At 62.1% G+C, this 20,977-nt stretch carries 22 protein-coding genes; 7 read left to right on the forward strand and 15 right to left on the reverse strand.

Translation table 11 applies throughout. The annotated features are described in order from the left end of the window. Positions 1-160 precede the first annotated feature (160 nt). The gene (locus NKH41_RS13470) at positions 161-1,267 is read right to left on the reverse strand and encodes an aldo/keto reductase (RefSeq protein ID WP_352770439.1); all 1,107 of its coding nucleotides are present in this window, start codon (positions 1,265-1,267) and stop codon (positions 161-163) included. Between the two features lie 53 nt (positions 1,268-1,320). After that, positions 1,321-1,749, reverse strand: coding sequence for a nuclear transport factor 2 family protein (locus NKH41_RS13475; RefSeq protein ID WP_352540566.1), 429 nt, complete (start codon positions 1,747-1,749; stop codon positions 1,321-1,323). A 114-nt stretch (positions 1,750-1,863) separates the two neighbouring features. Here NKH41_RS13475 and NKH41_RS13480 point away from each other — a divergent pair, with 114 nt between their 5' ends. Next, positions 1,864-2,802, forward strand: coding sequence for a LysR family transcriptional regulator (locus NKH41_RS13480; RefSeq protein ID WP_352770436.1), 939 nt, complete (start codon positions 1,864-1,866; stop codon positions 2,800-2,802). On the opposite strand, the gene tsf is transcribed toward NKH41_RS13480, so the two are convergent. The 5 genes from tsf to NKH41_RS13505 all read right to left on the reverse strand — a co-directional run bounded on the left by tsf (position 2,803) and on the right by NKH41_RS13505 (position 7,430). Further along, entirely contained in the window at positions 2,803-3,726 is a 924-nt protein-coding gene (gene tsf, locus NKH41_RS13485) for a translation elongation factor Ts (RefSeq protein WP_352932939.1), read from the reverse strand. A 119-nt stretch (positions 3,727-3,845) separates the two neighbouring features. Beyond that, the gene (gene rpsB / locus NKH41_RS13490; protein ID WP_031211288.1) at positions 3,846-4,643 is read right to left on the reverse strand and encodes a 30S ribosomal protein S2; all 798 of its coding nucleotides are present in this window, start codon (positions 4,641-4,643) and stop codon (positions 3,846-3,848) included. Between the two features lie 204 nt (positions 4,644-4,847). Further along, complete coding sequence (locus NKH41_RS13495; RefSeq protein ID WP_352682960.1) at positions 4,848-5,126, reverse strand: DUF4031 domain-containing protein; 279 nt, start codon at positions 5,124-5,126, stop codon at positions 4,848-4,850. Between the two features lie 42 nt (positions 5,127-5,168). After that, a complete protein-coding gene (locus NKH41_RS13500; RefSeq protein WP_352770431.1) occupies positions 5,169-6,467 on the reverse strand; it encodes a lysophospholipid acyltransferase family protein in 1,299 nt (432 codons plus the stop codon). A 135-nt stretch (positions 6,468-6,602) separates the two neighbouring features. Then, positions 6,603-7,430, reverse strand: coding sequence for a cell envelope integrity EipB family protein (locus NKH41_RS13505; RefSeq protein ID WP_352770429.1), 828 nt, complete (start codon positions 7,428-7,430; stop codon positions 6,603-6,605). A 138-nt stretch (positions 7,431-7,568) separates the two neighbouring features. Here NKH41_RS13505 and NKH41_RS13510 point away from each other — a divergent pair, with 138 nt between their 5' ends. The 4 genes from NKH41_RS13510 (at position 7,569) to NKH41_RS13525 (ending at position 10,583) form a co-directional block, all read left to right on the forward strand. Beyond that, the gene (locus NKH41_RS13510) at positions 7,569-8,033 is read left to right on the forward strand and encodes a RidA family protein (RefSeq protein ID WP_352448812.1); all 465 of its coding nucleotides are present in this window, start codon (positions 7,569-7,571) and stop codon (positions 8,031-8,033) included. Positions 8,034-8,047: 14 nt separating this feature from the next. After that, positions 8,048-8,776, forward strand: a complete 729-nt coding sequence (locus NKH41_RS13515; protein WP_352770427.1) for a glycerophosphodiester phosphodiesterase — start codon at positions 8,048-8,050, stop codon at positions 8,774-8,776. Positions 8,777-8,816: 40 nt separating this feature from the next. After that, positions 8,817-10,031 carry a GNAT family N-acetyltransferase gene (locus NKH41_RS13520; RefSeq protein ID WP_352770424.1) on the forward strand — a complete coding sequence of 405 codons (1,215 nt, stop codon included), beginning with the start codon at positions 8,817-8,819 and terminating at the stop codon, positions 10,029-10,031. Between the two features lie 120 nt (positions 10,032-10,151). Then, the gene (locus NKH41_RS13525) at positions 10,152-10,583 is read left to right on the forward strand and encodes an HIT family protein (RefSeq protein ID WP_352770422.1); all 432 of its coding nucleotides are present in this window, start codon (positions 10,152-10,154) and stop codon (positions 10,581-10,583) included. A 94-nt stretch (positions 10,584-10,677) separates the two neighbouring features. Here NKH41_RS13525 and clpA read toward each other — a convergent pair whose 3' ends face one another. The 3 genes from clpA to NKH41_RS13540 all read right to left on the reverse strand — a co-directional run bounded on the left by clpA (position 10,678) and on the right by NKH41_RS13540 (position 14,083). Continuing rightward, a complete protein-coding gene (gene clpA, locus NKH41_RS13530) occupies positions 10,678-13,146 on the reverse strand; it encodes an ATP-dependent Clp protease ATP-binding subunit ClpA (protein ID WP_352613749.1) in 2,469 nt (822 codons plus the stop codon). Positions 13,147-13,152: 6 nt separating this feature from the next. Continuing rightward, a complete protein-coding gene (gene clpS, locus NKH41_RS13535) occupies positions 13,153-13,479 on the reverse strand; it encodes an ATP-dependent Clp protease adapter ClpS (protein ID WP_023717744.1) in 327 nt (108 codons plus the stop codon). Between the two features lie 274 nt (positions 13,480-13,753). Next, positions 13,754-14,083: a phasin family protein gene (locus tag NKH41_RS13540; RefSeq protein ID WP_352471661.1), complete on the reverse strand. Its 330-nt coding sequence runs from the start codon at positions 14,081-14,083 to the stop codon at positions 13,754-13,756. Between the two features lie 298 nt (positions 14,084-14,381). On the opposite strand from NKH41_RS13540, the gene NKH41_RS13545 reads away from it, so the two are divergent. After that, positions 14,382-15,770 (forward strand): SPOR domain-containing protein, encoded by a 1,389-nt coding sequence (locus NKH41_RS13545; RefSeq protein WP_352770419.1) that lies wholly within the window; start codon positions 14,382-14,384, stop codon positions 15,768-15,770. A gap of 48 nt (positions 15,771-15,818) precedes the next feature. On the opposite strand, the gene NKH41_RS13550 is transcribed toward NKH41_RS13545, so the two are convergent. The 4 genes from NKH41_RS13550 to NKH41_RS13565 all read right to left on the reverse strand — a co-directional run bounded on the left by NKH41_RS13550 (position 15,819) and on the right by NKH41_RS13565 (position 19,299). Next, positions 15,819-16,517: a DnaJ domain-containing protein gene (locus NKH41_RS13550; protein ID WP_352448805.1), complete on the reverse strand. Its 699-nt coding sequence runs from the start codon at positions 16,515-16,517 to the stop codon at positions 15,819-15,821. After that, the gene (locus NKH41_RS13555; RefSeq protein ID WP_352613752.1) at positions 16,517-17,248 is read right to left on the reverse strand and encodes a vWA domain-containing protein; all 732 of its coding nucleotides are present in this window, start codon (positions 17,246-17,248) and stop codon (positions 16,517-16,519) included. Before NKH41_RS13555 ends, NKH41_RS13550 begins: the two co-directional genes overlap by 1 nt. A gap of 124 nt (positions 17,249-17,372) precedes the next feature. Next, complete coding sequence (locus NKH41_RS13560; protein ID WP_352466463.1) at positions 17,373-17,810, reverse strand: DUF1489 family protein; 438 nt, start codon at positions 17,808-17,810, stop codon at positions 17,373-17,375. An 85-nt stretch (positions 17,811-17,895) separates the two neighbouring features. Beyond that, positions 17,896-19,299: an L-serine ammonia-lyase gene (locus NKH41_RS13565; protein WP_352502378.1), complete on the reverse strand. Its 1,404-nt coding sequence runs from the start codon at positions 19,297-19,299 to the stop codon at positions 17,896-17,898. A gap of 170 nt (positions 19,300-19,469) precedes the next feature. Here NKH41_RS13565 and NKH41_RS13570 point away from each other — a divergent pair, with 170 nt between their 5' ends. Next, positions 19,470-20,225 carry a DUF599 domain-containing protein gene (locus NKH41_RS13570; RefSeq protein ID WP_352770416.1) on the forward strand — a complete coding sequence of 252 codons (756 nt, stop codon included), beginning with the start codon at positions 19,470-19,472 and terminating at the stop codon, positions 20,223-20,225. Here the strand turns inward: NKH41_RS13570 and NKH41_RS13575 are convergent. Then, entirely contained in the window at positions 20,162-20,971 is an 810-nt protein-coding gene (locus NKH41_RS13575) for a YdcF family protein (protein ID WP_352770413.1), read from the reverse strand. The two genes, NKH41_RS13570 and NKH41_RS13575, sit on opposite strands and share 64 nt — an antisense overlap. Between the last annotated feature and the right edge of the window lie 6 nt (positions 20,972-20,977).

Raw genomic sequence — 20,977 nt, forward strand, 5'->3', positions numbered from 1 at the left:
TGGGGGCGGGGGGGCTCCCCCGCGGGGGGGGTGTGGGGTGGGGGGGGGCGGTGGGGGCGCGGGGCCCCCCCCATCCGGGGGGCCCCCACCCCCCCTGGCGGGCGGCGGTGCGCGCGCCCCCCCCCGAGCCGGAAGTTGAGATCGTGGACCTGGATAGCCGTCAGCTCACGCCGGCAAAAGTGCCTCGCATGAGCAGATCCGGCAGATAGCTTGCCGGCTTACCGCCAACCGCCTGCCCACCGGTCAGGCCGCCTTGTATTTCAGGGCCGAAGAACGAATACGGAAAGGGCGTGACCGGCCGGCTCATCGCATCGAGCCGTGCCCGAAGATCTTCGGGAATGTCGAAATCAAGCGCGCCGAGATTGTCCTTGAGCTGGTCAAGCCTGGTGGCGCCGACGATGACGGACGCAATGCCTGGCCTGTTGGCCGTCCAGTTCAGGGCGACCTGGGCCATGCTGCGGCCGAGCTGGCCGGCAACCCTCTCCAGTTCGGCGACGATTTGCCAGTTGCGATCGGTGAATTTCTGGAAACCGGGATTGGTCGAACCACGCATTGTCTCCAGCCGGCCACCATCCTCGACGACTGTATCGAAACGGTATTTTCCGCTGAGCAGACCGCTGGCCAACGGACTCCAGACCATGATTCCGGCGCCATAGTGCGTGCCGAACGGCACGAACTCGTGCTCGATGTTGCGCTCGGCCAGCGAATATTCGAGCTGAAGCGCCGAAACCGGTTCATAGCCGCGATGCTCGGCGACGGCCTGCGCCCGGCTTGCGTACCAGGCCGGCACGTCGGACAGACCGACATGCCGGATCTTTCCGGCGCGCACCAGATCGTCCAGCGTCCGCATCACCTCCTCCGGCGGCGTCAGCCTGTCCCAGGTATGGAGGATGTAGAGATCGATGTAGTCGGTGCCGAGCCGCTTCAGCGAACCGTCTATCGCCCGCAGGATGTTCTTGCGGCCGTTGCCCCCGGCGTTCGGGTTGCCCGGTTCGGCGTTGTAGGTGAATTTGGTACTGATCACCGCCTTGTCGCGCAGCCCGCGCTCGGCGATGAATTCGCCGAGCCAGGTTTCGGCCGTGCCACCGGTATAGAGATCGGCGGTATCGAAGAAATTGCCACCGGCTTCGATATAGGCATCAACCAAGGCGCGCGCGGTTTCCTTCTCCGCGCCCCAGCCCCATTCCGTGCCGAACGTCATGGTGCCGAGCGCCAGGCGGGTGACACGCAGCCCGCTGTTGCCGAGCGTGTAGTAGGACATGGTCATGATTTCTCCTGAAGTTTGAAAAGCGGGATTGAGGTCTTGCCTGGGATACGCAGTCAGGCCTTGGCCAGAGCATCGACCACCACCTGGAAGCGGCGCGGATCGAAATAGTCGTGGTAGGCGCTGATCAGACCGCTCTTGAAGTGGAAAATCGCGATATTGCTGTTGGTGTATTCAGTGCCGCCGATCAGCACCGCGCGGTTCTTGTACTCAACGACGATCGCGTCCGAATCCGCTGCCGGATAGATGGCTGTCAGCTGCGAATCGAAGGATTCGAAATTACCGAAGAGGCCTCGGAAGGCCGCCAGGATCGCGGCCTTACCATCGATGCTGTTTCCAAATCCTGCCGGCGGGTAGAAGACAAGTATCCGGCCATCTTCAGCCCAAAGGTCGCCCCATGCCTCAATGTCCTTGCTGTGCATCAGATCAAAGAATTTACGCACGGTCTCGAGATTACGGGTTCGTTCGGAATCGAGGTCGGTCATTAGACGTCTCCTTGGCTGCTCGGCGATTGCCGTGTGATGCAGCCAAAGATGCGCCCTCCTTTTCCCGCCGATAAGATTGCATTATGCGAATGGACTATGCGATATCATGCATGAATGGACCGCGATCTGCTTAGCCACCTACCTGTAATCGTTGCCGTCGCGCGACGTGGCGGCTTCGCGCCGGCAGCCGCCGAGCTCGGCATGAGCCCGTCAGCGGTCAGCCATGCGGTTCGGCTGGTAGAGGAGCGAATCGGCCAGCCGTTGTTTGCCCGCACCACGCGCAGCGTCTCGCTGACCGAGGCTGGCACCGCGCTTGTCGCTGCGGCGGAGCCGGCGCTGGAAGACATTGCCGACCGGATCGAACGTATCCGCTCTGTCAAAGGCCGGGCAAGCGGACTGCTCAGGATCAACGCGCCGCGTTTGGCGCTGCCTCTGGCGCTGATGCCCATCCTGACGGCGATGGCGGAACGTTACCCTGACGTGACGGTGGAGATCGTCACCGACGAACGTCTGAGCGATATCGTCGGCGAGGGTTTCGACGCCGGCATCCGGCTGGGCGAGATGATCGCCGAGGATATGGTGACGGTGCGACTGACAGGGCCTTTCCGCAGCATCATCGTTGCCTCGCCGGCCTATGTCGGCGGGCGCGGGCGGCCATGGGCGTTGGCCGATCTCGCCGCGCACAACTGCATCGGCTATCGGCTGTTGCGATCACGTGCGCTCTATCACTGGGATCTATCCGATCAGGGCAAGGATATCAGCGTCGAGACACGCGGCAGCGTGGTCGTCAGCGATCCGCTGTCGGCAAGGGAAATGGCGCTTGCCGGCATCGGCCTCGCCTATCTGTTCGAGCCGCTTGTCAAGCCTGACATCGAGGCAGGCCGGCTGGTCGAAGTCCTTGGCGAGGCATCGATCGAGGAACCGGGACTGTTCCTCTATTTCCCGCGCCGCGCCGCGATGGCCCCGAAGCTCCGCGCCTTCATCGACACCGCGCAAGAAATCGGCCGGGCATCCTCGCGGATACCCGGCCGAAAAAGCCTTTCAAACGAATAGTTACTTCTTGACCGCTGCCGCGACTTCCGCCGCGAAATCGGTCTCTTCCTTCTCGATGCCCTCGCCGAGCGCGAAGCGCAGATAGGAAGCGATTTTGGCTGGCGCGCCGATTTCGCTTTCGGCATCCTTCAGCGCCTTCTCAACGGTAATGTCGGGATTGAGCACGAAAGCCTGCTTGAGCAGCACGACCTCTTCATAGAACTTGCGCAAACGGCCTTCGACCATCTTCTCGATGATCGCTTCCGGCTTGCCGGACTGGCGCGCCTGGTCGGCGAAGATCGCCTTCTCGCGTTCCACTGCGGCCGGATCGAGCTCTTCGGTGGTCAGGGCCATCGGATTGGTGGCAGCGACATGCATGGCAACCTGACGGGCGAAGGCGTTGGCGGCATGCGCGTTGCCTGTCGTCTCGATGGCCACCAGCACGCCGAGCTTGCCAAGGCCGTCGGCGACCGCATTGTGAACGTAGGTTGCGACAGCGCCGTGCTCGACGGTGAGCTTGGCCGAGCGGCGGAAGCCCAGATTCTCGCCGATGGTGCCGACAGCGTCCTTGATGGTCTCGGCGACCGACTTGCCCGAGCCCGGATAGGGAGCGGCGGCAACGGCCTCGGTCTTGCCGCCATAGGCAAGCGCGACCTTCGCGACATTGGCGACGATCTCCTGAAACGCAGCATGGCGGGCAACGAAGTCCGTCTCGGAATTGACCTCGACGATCGCTGCCTCGCGGACCCCGGAATCTACGCCGATCAGGCCTTCGGCAGCGGTACGGCCAGCCTTCTTGTCGGCCTTGGAAATGCCCTTCTTGCGCAGCCAGTCGATGGCTTCTTCCATATTGCCGTTGGTCTCGTTCAACGCCGCCTTGCAGTCCATCATGCCCGCGCCGGTCAAGTCGCGGAGTTCTTTGACCTGTGCAGCCGAAATGCTCATTGTCGCCTCTTTGTCTAAATGCACTGACGCACCATCGATTTTCGATGATGCGCCTGGTGCCGGTAGCGCTTACCGCGCCAACATATTGGAAAGATGAAGGCCGCGGCCGGCCTTCGCTACTATGCTTCCGGGGTCTGGGCTGCCGGGCTCTCGGCGGCCGGGGTCTGATCGAGCGCCGGCTCGACCGGAGCCTCGACCGATGCGCCGATATCGACACCGAGCGCGCCCTGCTGACGGGCGATGCCGTCGATAGCTGCCTTGGCGATCAAATCGCAATACAGCTGGATGGCGCGGGCCGCGTCGTCATTGCCGGGGATCGGGAAGTCGATCTTGTCCGGGTCGCAGTTGGAATCGATGATGGCAACGACCGGAATGCCGAGACGCTTGGCCTCGAGAATGGCGATCGCTTCCTTGTTGGTGTCGATCACGAACATCAAATCGGGCGTCGAACCCATATCCTTGATGCCGCCCAGCGCCTTGTCGAGCTTCTCACGCTCGCGGTCGAGGTTGAGGCGCTCCTTCTTGGTCAGGCCCTGGGCCTCGCCGGCCAGCATCTCGTCGAGCTTGCGCAGGCGCTGGATGGAATTCGAGATCGTCTTCCAGTTGGTCAGCATGCCGCCGAGCCAGCGCGAATTGACATAGTACTGGGCCGAGCGCTGCGCGGCATCGGCGACGATGTCGGAGGCCTGGCGCTTGGTGCCGACGAACAGCACGCGGCCGCCCTTGGCAACAGTGTCGGAAACCTGCTTCAGCGCCTGGTGCAGCAAAGGCACCGTCTGCGAGAGGTCGATGATGTGTATGTTGTTGCGGGCGCCGTAGATATAGGGCGCCATTTTCGGGTTCCAGCGGTGGGTCTGGTGGCCGAAGTGAATGCCAGCTTCCAATAGCTGGCGCATGCTGAAATCAGGCAGAGCCATTCTTATTTCCTTTCCGGTTAGCCTCCACGGACACAGGCATTTTTGGACTTTGTCCTCGAACGCCACCGGAGGTTTCAGCCGGATTTCTCCCGGGCAGACACCAAAGTCCGTGTGTGGAATGAGCGCGCATATAGAGGGGAAGCGCGACAAACGCAAGCGTTGTGGCATCTTGTGGTTCAGCGCGCGGCGATCAGCGCACCAGTGTCATCCCCGCATCTTCCCCTTCGGCACCCGCACACGCCGGAAAACGGCGACGATCTCCTCGCGGCTGCACTCGATGGCGCCTAACCGCACTGCGCGGTCGCGCTCGAACCCGGTTATGTCATAGTGCGGTGCCGATGTCTTCGGCGGTCCTTGGTAGGACGCGCGCTTGATGCCGAGCTGCCCGGCAAAGCGATGCAGCTCGTCGGTGTCGTCTGCCAGCAGATGACACCAGCGGTGGCCGACCCATTTCCAGATCGCCGCATCGACATAGACCGCCACAGGCTTGCCGCACTCCTTCATCTTGCGCCGACCAACACACCGCTAACGATGATAGAAGGGATTGGCATAGAAAATGAAGCCGCCGCCAGCCTCGAGTTGCGTCATCGTCTTGGTGACGGTCTCCTGCATCCGGTCGTGCAGTTCGGCGAGTGCCTCCTCGACGGAGCCTTGATAGGCGTGCAAGCCTAGCGGCTCCGGTACCCGGACATAGGCGCGGCGTGGGCCTGCCGGCTGCGGCACGAAACGGTTGATCGTATCGCGCAGCGTACCCTTGCAATAATCGTTGCGGATCCGCTTCAAATGTTCGGCGATCTCCTCCTGCGTGATGCGCGGGTTGGCTGAAGCCCACCGCCCGACACGCTGCACGCGCTGGATTGTATCCGCCAGCATTCGGACCTGCTTCTGGCTTCCGCTGCCATCCGTGTTTTCCCGCAGCCAGCGCCGCGAACGGCGCAAAAGGTCGGCATTGTCGAGCGTGCCGGCGTCGACCGAGACAAGTTCGGCAAGGCGACGGCCGAGTTCGGTCAGCAGGTCCTTTTGACGTGCGTCATACGAAGCCCGCTCATCGGACCGCAGGCCATATGCAGCCTCATCGCGCGACAGCAACGTCGCATAGATATGATGGATGCGCTCCGGCAGCGAATCGGCGGCACGGCGTTCGATCTTCAGGCTGTGCTCGACATAGGCGCATTCCTTTGCCAGCGCTGCCTCGACATTCCCCATGAAAGCAAGCTTCCAGATCACGGGCGCGATCCAAACCTTGAAATCCGGATCCGTCAGGCGGCCGCGCTTCAACGCCTCGAACCCCATTTCGACCGCGCCCGGCAGCAGCGGGGCAATGATGTTGGCATGCCAGCCGACACCGCCTTCGGGATGCAGGAGCACGCCGTGCCCCGTCAGCGCCCAGGCCACCGAATGTTCCTTGGCGGCCGCGCTGTTGCCCGGGATTTGCGCGATCAGATTGTTGGCCAACCAGAATTTCTGCATCAGCCGGCCAAGCCCGTTGACGACGCCGTGCGTGGCCCAGGATGCCGCCAGCGGGCTTACCCGCGAGACGACCTCCTTGTCGATCATCCAGTCGGTAAAGAATTCGGGATGGTTGGGCGTGATGAACGTCGCCTTGCCCGCGCCGCAACAAGCCTTCAGCCTTTGCCGGTCATCCTCCGGAAAATCGATGTGGCGGACATTGGCGACGCCGCGCAAACCGGCCAGACGGTTGAATGGCAACAGGTCGCGAAAGCCTGGAATGCCGTGCAGCATGACAATCCGGTTGACGAATGTCATAGCGTTGATCAGCGTCGCATTGGGCCGCGGCGCCACAAAAACGTCGATCCTGCTCAACCTGCTCCCCCGCGGCGCATACCGTCATAAGACGTTGATAGGCAATTGCGGCATGCTCAAGTCGATGCGACTTGTCGCGCAAGATTAAGCGCTACTATCCCGGATAGCGGCCGGCGGCTTGCCGTTCACTCGAGCTTATTTAGACGGGCAGGCCTTTGGCTGATCGAACAGCGACAGATTGACCAGTTTGCCGGTCATCGAGAACTCGCCATAGTCCATGACGAGATCGCGCGTGATGCCGTTCTTGTGCAGCTTGAAGCTGATCCGGTATTCCGGTACCTCCTCGCCGCCTTTGTCGGCATCATCGAAATAGGCGATGTCGACCGGCCAGTATTTGTCGGTGGCGAGCTTGGCCAGCGCCGGCGCTTCCGGATCGGCATTGTCGGCATCGGCTTGCTTGCCGACGACGACGGTGGTGGTCACCACCTTGTTGGCATCCTCAGAGCCGTCGAACAGGTTGGTTTCGTAGAAACGCTCGCCCTTTTCCGCCTTGCCGATCATTTCGACCATTTGCTGGGTCGGGAACTGGGTCGGCGCGAGTTCCAGGCTGTTCTTCTCGGGCTTGTCGATATCGACCTTGAGACCGTTGGCTTCCTTCGTTGCGGTACCCTTGACCTCCTTGTCGAGGTTCTGGTCGACAAAGGATTTGTTCACGAAGGAGAAGGTCTTGCCCTCGGCATCCTCGAAGGTGGTCATCTGCTGGTCGGTCAGCCTGGTGTTGTCGCTGGTTACGATCTGGGTCACCAAACGGAACTTTACCGTATAGCCCTCGCAAGGCGAGCCGTTGAACTCGTAGACCATGCGGCCGGTGATGCCGGTAATGCCGGAACGGTCTGAAGCCTTGTCGAGTGAAATGTCGTAAACAGCACGATGCGCCTGCAGCGCAGGCACCGCAAAAGCGGGAGCCGCCCAGGAAGCCGCTGTCAAGAGAACGGCGTTGAATGCGAGGCGCGTTGCGCGCATGGGGTGCTCCGATCATCGCGGCTAATGGCAAGCCGCATGGAAAGATAGTCCAGCTTAAAAAAAGTCGTGGCGGAAGCGAGGCAAAAATAGCAATTTCGGCCCGACCTGCGCGGCACCTTCAAGCAATAGGGAAATAGCATGAGCGAAACAATCGAAAAGCGGCTAAGCGATCTCGGCGTGACGCTGCCGGCCGCCGCCGCGCCCGCCGCCAATTACGTGCCCTATTGCCGGACCGGCAATCTGCTGTTCACCGCCGGGCAGTTGCCGCTCAAGGAGGGCAAGCTCCAGGCGAGCGGACTGCTTGGCCGCGATGTCGACACCGCGACCGGCAAGGAAGCCGCAAAATACTGTGCGATCAACATATTGGCCCAGGCTCAGGCGGCACTTGGCGATCTCGAGAAAATCCGTCGCTTGGTGAAGATCACCGTCTTCGTCGCCTCGGCACCGGATTTTGTCGAACAGCATCTGGTTGCCAACGGCGCCTCGGATTTTCTCGCCGCCGTGCTCGGCGATCGCGGCAAGCACGCTCGCTCCGCCGTCGGCACCGCCTCCCTGCCGCTTAATGCCGCAGTGGAAATCGAAGCGATCTTCGAAGTCGAATGACCGGGACTGCAACCATGACCGATCTTTCCTGGCTGACCGCCCGGCCCGTCGCCCATCGCGGCCTCCACGACATGAACAAGACGCGCTGGGAGAACACCCTTTCCGCCTTCGCTGCGGCGGCCGAGCGCGGCTACGCGATCGAATGCGATGTGCACCTGTCATCCGACGGCGTCCCCGTCATCATCCACGATGGCGATCTGCGGCGGCTGACCGGCGAGGACGGCTTCGTCTGGCAGCGTACGGCTGCCGAGATCACGGCGCTGAAGGTCGGCGGCACCGCCGACCATTTGCCGACGCTGCAGCAGGCGCTTGATCTGGTCGACGGCCGTGTGCCGATGGTTGTCGAGCTGAAAGGTGCTGCCGGGCACGACGAAGGCCTGGTCGAAAGCGTCGGCAAGATGCTCAAGCATTACAACGGCAAGACCGCGATCATGTCGTTCGACCATTGGCTGATCCGCGAGTTCCCGAAATATGCACCCGGCATACCCGGCGGGTTGACCGCCTACGGCAACGACAACCACCTGATCGAGGCGCATTTCGCCATGCTGGCGCATGACATCGCCTTCACCTCCTACGCTGCCGGCGACCTGCCGAACCGGTTCGTCTCCTTCGTGCGAGAGAGACTCGGCATGCCGGTGATCACCTGGACCGTGCACGACCAGCCTGCCGTCGACCTGACCTTCAAATATGCCGACCAGATGACGTTCGAAGGATTCGAGCCCGATCTGGTACGGCTCGCCTGAGCGGGCTTGTATGGGTCCGCAGCGAGCTTAAGTAAGCCTCATGGATCAAGGGGACGACTGCGAAAGACAAACGGCGAATGCGGAGCTGTCGATCCGCATCGCCGCGGGCATCGGCGCCTTTACCAGCGCTGAATGGGACAGCCTCGGCGGCACTACACGCGGCGATGTAGAATACGGCTACAACCCGCTTGTTTCATTCGCTTTTTTGAGCGCGCTGGAAGATTCCGGCTGCGCTGTTCGGCGCACCGGCTGGCAAGGCCATCACCTCAGGCTGGAAACCGCGCGAGGCAAGCTGCTCGGGGCGGTCCCCTGCTATCTGAAGTCGCACAGCCAGGGCGAATATGTCTTCGACCATGGCTGGTCGGACGCGTTCGAACGCGCCGGCGGGCGCTACTATCCGAAGCTGCAATGCGCGGTGCCGTTCACACCCGTCACCGGCCCTCGCCTGCTGGTCGGCAGGGGCGAGGACAGCCCCACCGTCAAGGCCGGTCTTGCGGCCGGCCTGAAGGCGGTGACGGATAAGCTCGGCGTGTCTTCCGCGCATGTTACTTTCGCGCCGGAGGACGACGTCCAGGTATTGGCGGCGGCCGGCTTCCTGCATCGCACCGACCAGCAGTTTCACTTCTTCAACGAAGGCTTTTCGAGCTACGACGATTTTCTCACAACGTTAGCCTCGCGCAAGCGCAAGGCAATGAAGAAAGAGCGGCGCGAGGCCCTCGCCGACGGCATCTCGATCGACTGGCTGACCGGCAAGGATCTGACCGAAAAGGCCTGGGACGACTTTTTCGCGTTCTACATGGATACCGGCAGCAGGAAATGGGGCCGGCCCTACCTCAACCGCGATTTCTTCTCGCTGATCGGCGAACGCATCGCCGACGACATCCTGCTGGTCATGGCCAAACGCAGCGGGCGCTACATTGCAGGTGCCATCAACTTCATCGGTTCAGACGCGCTCTACGGCCGCAATTGGGGCTGCATCGAGGACCACCCGTTCCTGCATTTCGAGGTCTGCTACCATCAGGCGATCGATTTCGCCATCTCGCGCAAGCTGAAGGTGGTTGAAGCCGGTGCGCAGGGCGAGCACAAGCTGGCGCGCGGCTACCGGCCCGTGACGATGCATTCGGCGCACTACATCGCCCATCCAGGTCTGCGCAATGCAGTGGCCGACTACCTCCAGCGCGAGCGGCGCGAAGTCGAGCGGATGAGCGAATATCTGGAAGAGCACACCCCGTTCCGCAAGGACATGGCGCAGTAGAGCAGCGAGACCCCACTCGCTCAGCCACACGGGCCGCATGGCCGATGTCGACCGATCGTCTTGCCCGCCCGGAACAGCTTCGCTACACGAGACAGCGAGCCAAGAACCGGAGCGCGCGCCATGGCCGAAGCAATCTATGACAGCAGCAACATCTTCGCAAAAATCCTGCGCGGAGAAATCCCTTCGCACCGCGTCTACGAGGATGACGCGGTCATTGTCTTCATGGATGTGATGCCGCAAGGACAGGGTCACACGCTGGTGGTGCCGAAAGCGCCGTCGCGCAACCTGCTCGACGCGGATCCGGCGGTGCTTGGCCCGCTCTTCGTTCACGTCCAGAAAGTTGCGCGGGCCGTAAAGAAGGCCTTCGATGCCGATGGCGTCACGGTTATGCAGTTCAACGAACCAGCTTCGGGGCAGACTGTCTTTCACCTTCACGTCCATGTCATTCCGCGCTTCGACGGCATTCCCTTGAAGCCGCACAGCGGACAGATGGAAAAGCCTGAAGTCCTGGCCGAAAACGCCGGCAAGATACGGATGGCGCTGGCAAGCTGAACTGGCGCAACCGCCCTGGCGGGCGCCGGGCGGTTAACCGGAAAATGTCATAAAAAAGCCCCGGTGCCGGGGCTTTTTTTGATTTGTGGATTCGTCAGTTCTTACGCGGCAGTTGCGGCACAAGGCTGCGCTTGCCACCATCCTTGCCTTTCGGCTCCGGCTTCGGCGCCACCGCCTTTTTCGCGGCGGGCTTCTTCGCCACGGCCTTCTTGGCCTTCGGCACGTCGTCCGGCTCTTCCTTCTTCGGCTTCACCGGCGCCTCGTCGGCGAGCGATTCGAGCTTCAGGCCGGTCTCGCCGGTTTCCTTCTTCTCGACGGTGACACGTACCGTGCCGCCCTTCTTGAGCTTGCCGAACAGCACCTCGTCGGCCAGCGGCTTCTTGATGTGCTCCTGGATGACACGGCCAAGCGGCCGGGCGCCCATGCGCTCGTCATAGCCCTTGTCGGCCAGCCATGCGATCGCCTCCTGCGACAGGTCGAATGTCACGCCGCGCTCGGAAAGCTGCGCTTCCAGCTGCATGACGAACTTCTGCACCACCTGATGGATGACCGGCACCGGCAGCGAGCCGAACGGAATGATCGCATCGAGACGGTTGCGGAACTCCGGCGTGAACAGCCGGTTGATCGCTTCGACATCGTCGCCTTCGCGCTTGGTCGAACCGAAACCGATGGCCGCGCGCTGCGCATCGGACGCGCCCGCATTGGTGGTCATGATCAGGATGACATTGCGGAAGTCGATCTGCTTGCCGTTATGGTCGGTCAGCTTACCGTGGTCCATGACCTGCAACAGGATGTTGAACAGGTCCGGATGCGCCTTCTCGACTTCGTCCAGCAACAGCACGCAATGCGGATGCTGGTCGACGCCGTCGGTCAGAAGGCCGCCCTGGTCGAACCCGACATAGCCGGGAGGGGCACCGATCAGCCGCGAAACGGTGTGGCGTTCCATATACTCCGACATGTCGAAGCGGATCAGCTCCACGCCGAGCGACGCGGCGAGTTGCTTGGCCACTTCCGTCTTGCCGACACCGGTCGGACCCGAGAACAGGTACGAGCCGATCGGCTTTTCCGGTTCCCGCAGGCCGGCCCGCGCCAGCTTGATGGCCGAAGTCAGCGCGGTGATCGCGGTGTCCTGGCCGTAGACGACGCGCTTCAACTCGATGTCGAGGCCTTGCAGCACCTTCTCGTCGTCGGCGGAAACCGTCTTCGGCGGGATACGCGCCATCGTGGCGATCGTCGCTTCGATCTCCTTGATACCGATGGTCTTCTTGCGCTTGGCTTCCGGCACGAGCATCTGCGAGGCGCCGGTCTCGTCGATCACGTCGATCGCCTTGTCCGGCAGCTTGCGGTCGTTGATGTAACGCGCCGAGAGTTCGACCGAAGCCTTGATCGCCTCGCTCGTGTAGCGGACCTTGTGGAACTCCTCGAAATAGGGCTTGAGACCCTTCATGATCTCGATGGCGTCCTCGACGGTCGGCTCGTTGACGTCGATCTTCTGGAAGCGCCGCACCAGCGCGCGGTCCTTCTCGAAGAACTGGCGGAACTCCTTGTAGGTGGTCGAGCCGATGCAGCGGATCGCGCCCGAAGACAGCGCCGGCTTCAACAGGTTCGACGCATCCATGGCCCCGCCGGAGGTGGCCCCTGCCCCGATCACGGTGTGGATTTCGTCGATGAACAGGACGGCGCCGGGATAATCCTCGAGCTCCTTGACGACCTGCTTCAGCCGCTCCTCGAAATCGCCGCGATAGCGGGTGCCGGCCAGCAACGTGCCCATGTCGAGCGCGAAGATGGTGGCATTGTGCAGCACTTCGGGAACGTCGCCCTCGACGATGCGCTTGGCGAGGCCTTCGGCGATTGCCGTCTTGCCGACGCCGGGATCACCGACATAGAGCGGGTTGTTCTTGGAGCGGCGGCACAGCACCTGGATGGTCCGGTTGATCTCGCTCTCGCGACCGATCAATGGATCGATCTTGCCGGCCTTGGCCTTGTTGTTCAGGTTGACGCAATAGGCAGTCAGCGCGTCCTGCTGCTGCTTCTTCTTGCCGCCTTCCTCTTGCGGCTCGGCTCCGCTCTGGCTGCCTTGCTCGTCGTCGGCGCCGCGCGGCGTCCGCGTCTCGGAAGCGCCGGGGCGCTTGGCGATGCCATGCGAGATGTAGTTGACCGCGTCGTAGCGGGTCATCTGCTGTTCCTGCAGGAAGTAAGCGGCGTGGCTCTCGCGCTCGGCGAAGATGGCGACGAGCACGTTGGCGCCGGACACTTCCTCGCGGCCTGACGACTGCACATGGATCACCGCGCGCTGGATGACGCGCTGGAAACCGGCAGTCGGCTTGGAATCTTCATCGTAGCCGGTGACGAGGTTGTCGAGCTCGGTGTCGATATAGGTGAGGACCGTATGCTTCAACTCGTCGAGATCGACGTTGCAGGCACGCATGACAGCGGCCGCCTCGGTGTCGTCGATCAGGGCGAGCAGCAAATGTTCAAGGGTTGCATATTCATGGTGCCGCTCATTGGCGAGCGTCAGCGCTTGGTGAAGCGCCTTTTCCAGGCCTTGGGAGAAAGCCGGCATGTTACCTCACTTCTTCTCCATCACGCATTGCAGCGGATGCTGATTCTGTCGGGCGAAATCCATGACCTGAGACACTTTGGTCTCGGCCACCTCGAATGTATAGACCCCGCACTCGCCCACCCCATGATTGTGAACATGAAGCATTATGCGTGTGGCGGCTTCGCGGTCCTTCTGGAAAAAGCGCTCCAGCACGTGGACCACGAATTCCATGGGTGTGTAGTCGTCGTTAAGAATGAGGACCCGATACAGACTGGGCTTCTTGGTCTTGGTTTTTGTGCGCGTGATGACGGCCGTGCCGCGACCGGCCTCATTGCCGTTGCTGCCGTTCTGCATTCGCACCACGTAGCTCGTGGCAGTCAAACCTATAGTCACGTAGTCCTGCCTCTTTCGAATCCTCATGCATGCTCGACATGTAGGTGTTCGATGGACGATTTTAAGCCCTTCTGTTTAGCTGACAATATGGCTAGGTGGCCAAACTTGACCGATTTTTCAAATCGTGAAGACCGCAGGCCCCCGATTTCGGGCCGGCATGAAAAAACCCGGCCGCGCGTTCGCGACCGGGTCTGTCTTTGCAAGCCCAAGGGCCGGCTCGGAATGTTCGTCGAATTTACTTCGCCTTGGCGACGATCGATTCGAACGGCTTGTAAGCTTCCTTGGCGAGTTCGGCATAGAGATCGCCAAGCTTGGTGGCCTCGGTGACGAAGCTCTCATAGGACTGCTTGGCATAGTCGGACTGGATATCGATCGCCTTGTCCAGCGACTTGGCGGAAAAGAGCTTCTCGACAGCGGCGCTACCGGCTTCGAAGCTTTTCTTGGTGTACTCACCCGCCTCGGCGGCGATAGCCTGCGCCCCCTTGGACAGCGAGGCGAAGCTCTTCAATCCGGTGTCCGCAAATTCCTTGCCGTATTTGCTGAAATCTTCATAGGTCTGGGTCATTTCACGCATTCCCTTGAACGGTTGCCTTGGATGATAGACGCGGCTTGTCCGGGCCGCGTTGTGCAATGCGTGTAAATATATTGTGCAGTGCACAAAAGTCAAGATTCCCGCGGCAATGCGGATCGTGAGCTGCCGGCATTCGCTAAGATTCGAATAAAGAGAAGCTCAATCCCACAGAAAATGGTGAACGCGGCGGTTACCATAAACGGATTGGTAACGCTGCCTGCGTTAGCGTGGCCGGAGGTGAGGCAGGACCCTTTGCCGCCTCCAAGGCAACGGAAATTCAAAGGAACTATCAGTGCGTAAGGCGTTGTCGGGCTTCGTTTCCAAATCCGTGTCCCCCTTCAAAACGATCATGATCCTCGCCATGGCGATGAGCTTCGTCGTCGCGGACGCGGCCTCATCCATGGCGGCCAAGTCGGCGGCCATCGTCATCGATGCCAAGACCGGCAAGGTGCTTTATTCGTCGGATGCCGATGGCCGGCGCTATCCGGCTTCGCTTACCAAGATGATGACGCTCTATCTGACGTTCGAGGCGTTGGCGAAGGGCAGGATCAGCAAGAATTCCCCGGTCGTGTTCTCGGCCAATGCCGCTGCCGAACCGCCGACGAAGCTCGGCGTCAAGCGGGGCGGCTCGGTCACGGTCGAGACCGCGATCCTGTCGATGGTGACCAAATCGGCAAACGATTCCGCAACGGCGCTTGGCGAGACGCTCGGCGGCAACGAAGCCAATTTCGCCCGCATGATGACCGCCAAGGCGCGGGCGCTGGGCATGAGGGGAACCGTTTTCCGCAACGCCAACGGCTTGCCTGATCCCGGCCAGTTCACGACCGCGCGCGACATGGCGATGCTCGGCATCGCCCTGAGAGAGCATTTCCCGCAATATTACGGCTATTTCTCGCAGCGCTCCTTTCTTTACGGGCGGCAGCGCATCAACGGCCACAATCGTCTGCTCGGACGCATCAAGGGCGTCGACGGCATCAAGACCGGTTACACCCGCGCCTCCGGTTACAATCTGGTCTCCTCAGTCTCGGATGGCGATCGGCGCATCGTAGCGGTGGTCATGGGCGGCAGGTCCGGCGGCAGCCGCGACAGCCAGATGGCCGGGTTGATCAATGCCTACATGCCGCAGGCGTCGTCGCGCGGGGGCGGGCTGCTGATTGCCAAGGCCGGCGGCGGCAATCCGATTTCAGCTTTGGCCAAGGTGCTTCTACCGAAGCATGACGCGCCGACACCGGACAGCAAGCCGGACGACGATGCCGTTGCCTCTCTTGTCGAGGAAAATGCGCCCGTCGTCGAAGAGACCGCTCCGGTCGTTCAGGCCAAGAGGGTCAAGACGACGGCTGTGTCGACGGTGGACGACGTGGCGACAGCCCGGGTCGCCGCAGCCTATGCCGAACCGGCGGCAGAGGTCGATCCGGTCAGCACGGCGTCGGTGCCATCCGGCTGGGCAATACAGGTCGCCTCTTCGCCAAAACAGGCCGAAGCGAAGGCTTTCCTCGACAAGGCGACGAAGCAGGCGCCCTCCGTTCTGACCGATGCCTCCGGTTTCACCGTCGCCTTCGACAAGGACGGTGTCACCTACTACCGCGCCCGATTCGGTGGTTTCGGTTCGAAGACGGCTGCCTGGAAAGCCTGCAACGCTTTGAAAAAGAAGAAGATCGAGTGCTACGCCGTCCAGCGGTAAGCGGCGCGCGAAACGATATCTGTCCCGAAGTTCTTGCGTCGAAGGAGACTAGTTGTGATTGGAGAGCAAGACGTCCTTGGCTTCATTGATCCGCGCCGCCAGGAAAGACGTGCCACCGATATCGGGGTGCAGGCGCTGCATCAGGCGGCGGTGCGCCTTGCGGACATCCGCCGCGGCAGCCCCCGCTTCAAGACCAAGGATCTTGTAGGCCTCCTCCTTAGTCATGGCGCCAGAACCTGGCGCAACACCCAGCCCTTCGCCACCATTCGCATCAGCGTCTTTGCGCCAGATGGGAAATCGGCCGTCAAGATACGTCTCTAGCAATTGGCGGCTCTCCGGATCGCCGGAGAGTTCGCGATAGAGTTGCTGCAATTCGGCAAGCCCCATCGAGCCAAGCATCTTGCCTTCATGGCGCCCGGCCAGCACAAGGCCTTCGAGGCCGCCGGTATCGTGATCGAGTTCCATCTCAAGCGCCGCCGTACGAACTGTCGAACGCTTGCCTGCCGCCAGTTTGGCTGCCGGCCGATTCATGCGCATGGAGCCGTACCAGGCGAGCGCAGCCGACAGGATCAAGCCCCCGATGCCCTCGCGCCCGACCAGCAGCACGGCGACGCCGACCAGCCCGAGCAGCACAGGTCCAAGCGTCCTCATGCCGCCTGCAAGCTTCGCCGGATCGGCGCGCAGGAAGATGGTGAGCATGCCGAGAAACACCAGAAGCAATGCTACGAAAGCGATAATCGCGCCCATCAGTTTCCGCCGCCCCGCATATGCTCGATCATCAGTCGGTCCTCCGGCCTGCCCCGGGCCTCCAGTGCCTTCAGCCCGCCGGTGGCAAACACGGCGACGGACGAAAGCAGGCCGGCCAACGTCGCGGCAGCCCGCCGATCGAACCTGAACCAGGCCCCTTTCGACAGCCGCGCAATTTCCTTGAACGCCTTTTCCGCAGCGGCATCATGGCCCTCCTGAAAGACGAAGACAGGAACGCCGTGCAGACCGAGGCTGCCGGCCTTTTCGGCCAGATCATCTATGTTTTCTTCCATCGCGTCGCCGATATAGACCAGCGCGTTGACCTTGGCCGCCGCCGTCTGTTTCAGCGCGTGGGCGAGCACCTTGCCGATCTGGGTACGGCCGCTGCGGCAGTTGATGCGCGTCATCAGCTGTTTCAGAGCTGCGGTATCGGTGACGAATGCGGATGAGCGGCACTCGCCAAGGCCGCGAAAATAGACAAGTTGAACCTTGAGCGCCCCGGCCTTGCCGACGGCGTCGAACATCTCGGCCTGCAGCGCACAGGCGAGATCCCAGGTCGGCTGGCGGCTCATTGTCGCGTCGAGGGACAGGATCAGCCTGCCTGAACCGGTGGCGGATGCAGCGAGCGTCCTTGCCTGACGGAGAAACGCGTCGATCTCGCCGGTGCTCGATTGAGACTCGACCGGCGCAGGATTGGCCCTTGCAGGCACGGGCTGCTTCTTGTCGCTCATGACATTCAAGATGTGGCGTTGTCCCCCGGCTTGCAAGCCCAGATGAGGCGACCTGGAGGACCTGTGATGATGGCACCTGCGGACAGCGCTTCGGCTGGTGGTCTTGGCGTTGCGTTTCTCGGCGTCAGAGCAGGCCGAGATCGGCAAGCTCACGCCTGAGCTTCGGCGGCATCTCGATCAGCCCGGCTTTGCCCTTGCCGAGATCGGCCGGCGCGTCCGCCGGCTTCAGGTAGCGCCACCCCTGGAATGCACGGCGCGGTTGCCAGTCAGTGCGCACGACCTCGGGATCGAGGATCAGATGGCAACGGCCGATGCCCTCGTCATCGGTGAAGGGCCGGATTTCGGTGATCAGCTGGCGGCATTGGACATTGCCCTTGATCACCCAGTAGAGCGAGCCGCCGTCGGTAATCTCGGCGCCACGCGTCGGCACCATGCGGGTGGTGTGGTAGTGCTCGGCCGGTTCGCCGGCGCGGCGCCGCTCGTCGAGACGGAAGGCAATCCACTCTTCCAGATCCTCGACGCTGTCACAGCCGACGCAAAGCTTTATGAGATTGAGAGACATCGTTTAAGGTTTAGTCCAGCACGCGAACGCGTCAACGGCCTGATCGACTTCTCCACAGTGGTGGTCCATGCCGCCAGATTGGCGCTCAGCACTCCACGACATTGACGGCCAATCCGCCAAGGCTGGTTTCCTTGTACTTTTCGTTCATGTCGAGGCCGGTCTGGCGCATCGTCTCGATCGCGGCATCGAGCGGCACGAAATGAACGCCGTCGCCCTTGATGGCCAGCGAAGCGGCGGTCACCGCCTTGACGGCACCAAGCGCGTTGCGCTCGATACACGGCACCTGCACCAGGCCGCCGACCGGATCGCAGGTCATGCCGAGATGATGTTCCAGCGCGATCTCGGCAGCATTCTCGACCTGCTCGGGCGTGCCGCCCATGACGGCGCACAATCCCGCCGCAGCCATTGCCGAAGCCGAACCGACCTCGCCCTGGCAGCCGACTTCCGCCCCCGAGATCGAAGCATTGGTTTTGATGATGCCGCCGACGGCCGCCGCCGTCAGCAGGAAATCGCGGATGCTGGGCTGGTCGGCTTCGGGATGGAAATGCAACCAGTAGCGCAGCACTGCGGGCAGAGTGCCGGCCGCCCCATTGGTTGGCGCGGTGACGACACGGCCGCCGGCAGCGTTCTCCTCATTGACCGCCATCGCATAGATCGACAGCCAGTCGTTGGCGAGCAGCGGGTTGGGCCGGTTCTGCTGCCATTGCTCCTGCAGCTTGTCGTGCAGCATCCGGGCACGGCGGCGCACCTTGAGTCCGCCCGGCATGATGCCGTCTTGCGACAGGCCGCGCTCGATGCAGCCCTTCATGGCGCTCCAGATGCCGTCGAGGCCGGCGTCGAGCTCCCCGCGCGACATCTGTGTCTCCTCGTTGACGCGCTTCATCTCGGCAATGGAAAGCCCGCTTTTCGCTGCCATGGACAGCATTTCGACGGCGTTCTTGAACGGATACGGAACCTTCTTGCCTTCGGTTGTCGCCGAGCCCCTCGCCTTCATCCGCTGCAGTTCTTCCTCGGACACTACGAAGCCGCCGCCGATCGAATAGTAGACGCGCCTCAGCAGCAACCGGTCGCCGGCATCATGGGCAGAAAACGCCATGCCATTGGCGTGACCCGGCAGCGGCGTCTTGCGATCCAGCACAAGATCCGTTGCCGGGTCGAAACGGTAGGACGGATGGCCGGGCGGCGAAATCCGCTTCTCGGCGGCGATGCCAGCGACGATGCCGTCTGCTAGGTCGGGATCCACCGTCTGCGGCGTCTGGCCGGCGAGGCCGAGCACCACGGCACGATCGGAGCCATGGCCGATGCCGGTATAGGCGAGCGAGCCATGCAGGCTGGCAGCGATCCGGTCGACCTTGGCGCCGGCCGGGCGCGGCCAGTCGTCTCCCGCAATCTCGTCGAGAAACCGCCGCGCGGCCGTCATCGGCCCCATCGTGTGCGAACTCGATGGGCCGATGCCGATCTTGAACAAGTCGAAAACCGAAAGGAACACGTGGGTGTTTTCTCCTGGGACCCTGTTGAGGTCTACATATAGGAATTCCCATGATGTTTTCCGCTGTTTTGAAGATTGCGGCGCTGCGCCTGCCGACCTTGTTTGCTCCGGCAGCGACATTCCAACTTCGGCCATCGAAGCATTACTGCCGCCTGTGGTAAAAGCAACGCATGAGCGATTCCTTTCACCTATCGACGGCCGACCTTGCGGCGCTGGGGTTCTTCCTTACCGCGTGGGTGCTGCATACGCTCGCCGCCGATGGAATGCTGGTCAGCCGCATGTCGCTGACGAGGGCTATGAACACGCAGCGCGAGGCCTGGATGCGGACCATGGCCGAACGCGAGATCCGCATCGTCGACACCGCTATCATGAGCGGGCTGCAACAGGGGACCGCCTTCTTTGCCTCCAGTTCGCTGATTGCGATCGGCGGCTGTTTTGCCCTGCTCGGCGCCTCCGATCAGGTTCTGACCGTGCTGAGCGACCTGCCGTTTGGCGCCACGTCCTCACGCGCGGCCTTCCAGACGAAGGTGTTCGGGCTGGTGCTGATCCTGGCCTTTTCCTTCTTCAAATTCGGCTGGGCTTACCGGCTGTTCAACTATTGCTCGATCCTGATCGGCGCCGTGCCGATTCCGCATGGCGAGGCGTCGCGCAATCCGGTCACCGAAACGGCGGTGTGGCGTGCCGCGCGCATGAACATGTTGGCCGGAAAGCATTTCAATTCGGGCCTGCGCGGCGTGTTCTTCTCGATCGGCTATCTTGGCTGGTTCGTCGATCCCGCGGTGTTCGTCCTGTCGACGCTGCTGCTCCTGGCGGTGCTGGTGCGCCGCCAGTTTTTCTCGGCGGCGCGGCAGGCGGTGCTCGGTCAGCCGCCCGCCCCAACATCCGGCGCCGGAAAAGGCCGGTCTATCCGGCCCGACAGCCAGTAGGCAATCAGCCCGATCCATTCACGGGTCGCGATGGTTGTGGTCTGCAGTGCTTCGTTGGCATCCGTGCGGAACAGGCCGATGCCTTCCCTGCCGGAGGTGCGGTAGTCGACCGGCCACGGAACCGTCGCAAAACCGGCTTTGTCGAACAGCGCCTTGGCGCGTGGCATGTGGAAGGCCGAGGTCACCAGCAGCCAGGTCTCGCCCGGCTTTGGCGTGATCAGTTGTTTGGCGAAGACCGCATTCTCGTAGGTGTTGCGTGATTTGCCCTCAAGGATCAGCCGATCGGCCGTCACGCCGAGCGCAGTGAACAGGCGTGGAGCTGTCGCCGCATCGCCCTCGTCTTCGCGGACCATTGCGATGGGGCCACCTGAAATGACGATCTTAGCTGTCGGAAAACGCAGTGCCAGCACCGCTGCCTCGACCATTCGATCGCCACTGGCGTTGAGTTCATAGCCGCTGCGGACGAAGTTGATGGCGCTCTCCATACCGCCGCCGAGCACAATGATTCCGTCAACTCGTTCCGGCAGGGCTGGCCTAGGGAAACGCTCCTCGAGCGGATTAAGCATCACTGCGCCGAGCGAGGTCCACGCCGAGAGTCCAAGGACAAGGAATGCCAGCACGCTGCCGGTGGCAAACAGCCTCTTGCGCCCGACCAATGCCGCAAGCAATCCAGCCAGCAGCAGGATGATCGCGAGATTAAGCGGCTGGACGAAGAGCCACAGAACCTTGGAGACATAGAAGAACATCCCTCA

This window comes from Mesorhizobium sp. M1169 (genome assembly GCF_040318345.1).
In the GTDB taxonomy this organism is placed as follows: Bacteria; Pseudomonadota; Alphaproteobacteria; order Rhizobiales; family Rhizobiaceae; genus Mesorhizobium.

What these genes read in the sequence shown, in the direction of transcription:
- NKH41_RS13525 (WP_352770422.1), top strand. Translation starts at nt 10,152, where the DNA reads ATGGCCGAAGCAATCTATGACAGCAGCAACATCTTCGCAAAAATCCTG.
- clpS (WP_023717744.1), bottom strand. Translation starts at nt 13,479, where the DNA reads ATGCAGAACGGCAGCAACGGCAATGAGGCCGGTCGCGGCACGGCCGTC.
- clpA (WP_352613749.1), bottom strand. Translation starts at nt 13,146, where the DNA reads ATGCCGGCTTTCTCCCAAGGCCTGGAAAAGGCGCTTCACCAAGCGCTG.
- NKH41_RS13575 (WP_352770413.1), bottom strand. Translation starts at nt 20,971, where the DNA reads ATGTTCTTCTATGTCTCCAAGGTTCTGTGGCTCTTCGTCCAGCCGCTT.
- NKH41_RS13520 (WP_352770424.1), top strand. Translation starts at nt 8,817, where the DNA reads ATGGATCAAGGGGACGACTGCGAAAGACAAACGGCGAATGCGGAGCTG.
- NKH41_RS13555 (WP_352613752.1), bottom strand. Translation starts at nt 17,248, where the DNA reads ATGAGCGACAAGAAGCAGCCCGTGCCTGCAAGGGCCAATCCTGCGCCG.
- NKH41_RS13505 (WP_352770429.1), bottom strand. Translation starts at nt 7,430, where the DNA reads ATGCGCGCAACGCGCCTCGCATTCAACGCCGTTCTCTTGACAGCGGCT.
- NKH41_RS13550 (WP_352448805.1), bottom strand. Translation starts at nt 16,517, where the DNA reads ATGGGCGCGATTATCGCTTTCGTAGCATTGCTTCTGGTGTTTCTCGGC.
- NKH41_RS13560 (WP_352466463.1), bottom strand. Translation starts at nt 17,810, where the DNA reads ATGTCTCTCAATCTCATAAAGCTTTGCGTCGGCTGTGACAGCGTCGAG.
- NKH41_RS13475 (WP_352540566.1), bottom strand. Translation starts at nt 1,749, where the DNA reads ATGACCGACCTCGATTCCGAACGAACCCGTAATCTCGAGACCGTGCGT.
- tsf (WP_352932939.1), bottom strand. Translation starts at nt 3,726, where the DNA reads ATGAGCATTTCGGCTGCACAGGTCAAAGAACTCCGCGACTTGACCGGC.
- NKH41_RS13570 (WP_352770416.1), top strand. Translation starts at nt 19,470, where the DNA reads ATGAGCGATTCCTTTCACCTATCGACGGCCGACCTTGCGGCGCTGGGG.
- NKH41_RS13510 (WP_352448812.1), top strand. Translation starts at nt 7,569, where the DNA reads ATGAGCGAAACAATCGAAAAGCGGCTAAGCGATCTCGGCGTGACGCTG.
- NKH41_RS13515 (WP_352770427.1), top strand. Translation starts at nt 8,048, where the DNA reads ATGACCGATCTTTCCTGGCTGACCGCCCGGCCCGTCGCCCATCGCGGC.
- rpsB (WP_031211288.1), bottom strand. Translation starts at nt 4,643, where the DNA reads ATGGCTCTGCCTGATTTCAGCATGCGCCAGCTATTGGAAGCTGGCATT.
- NKH41_RS13470 (WP_352770439.1), bottom strand. Translation starts at nt 1,267, where the DNA reads ATGACCATGTCCTACTACACGCTCGGCAACAGCGGGCTGCGTGTCACC.
- NKH41_RS13540 (WP_352471661.1), bottom strand. Translation starts at nt 14,083, where the DNA reads ATGACCCAGACCTATGAAGATTTCAGCAAATACGGCAAGGAATTTGCG.
- NKH41_RS13480 (WP_352770436.1), top strand. Translation starts at nt 1,864, where the DNA reads ATGGACCGCGATCTGCTTAGCCACCTACCTGTAATCGTTGCCGTCGCG.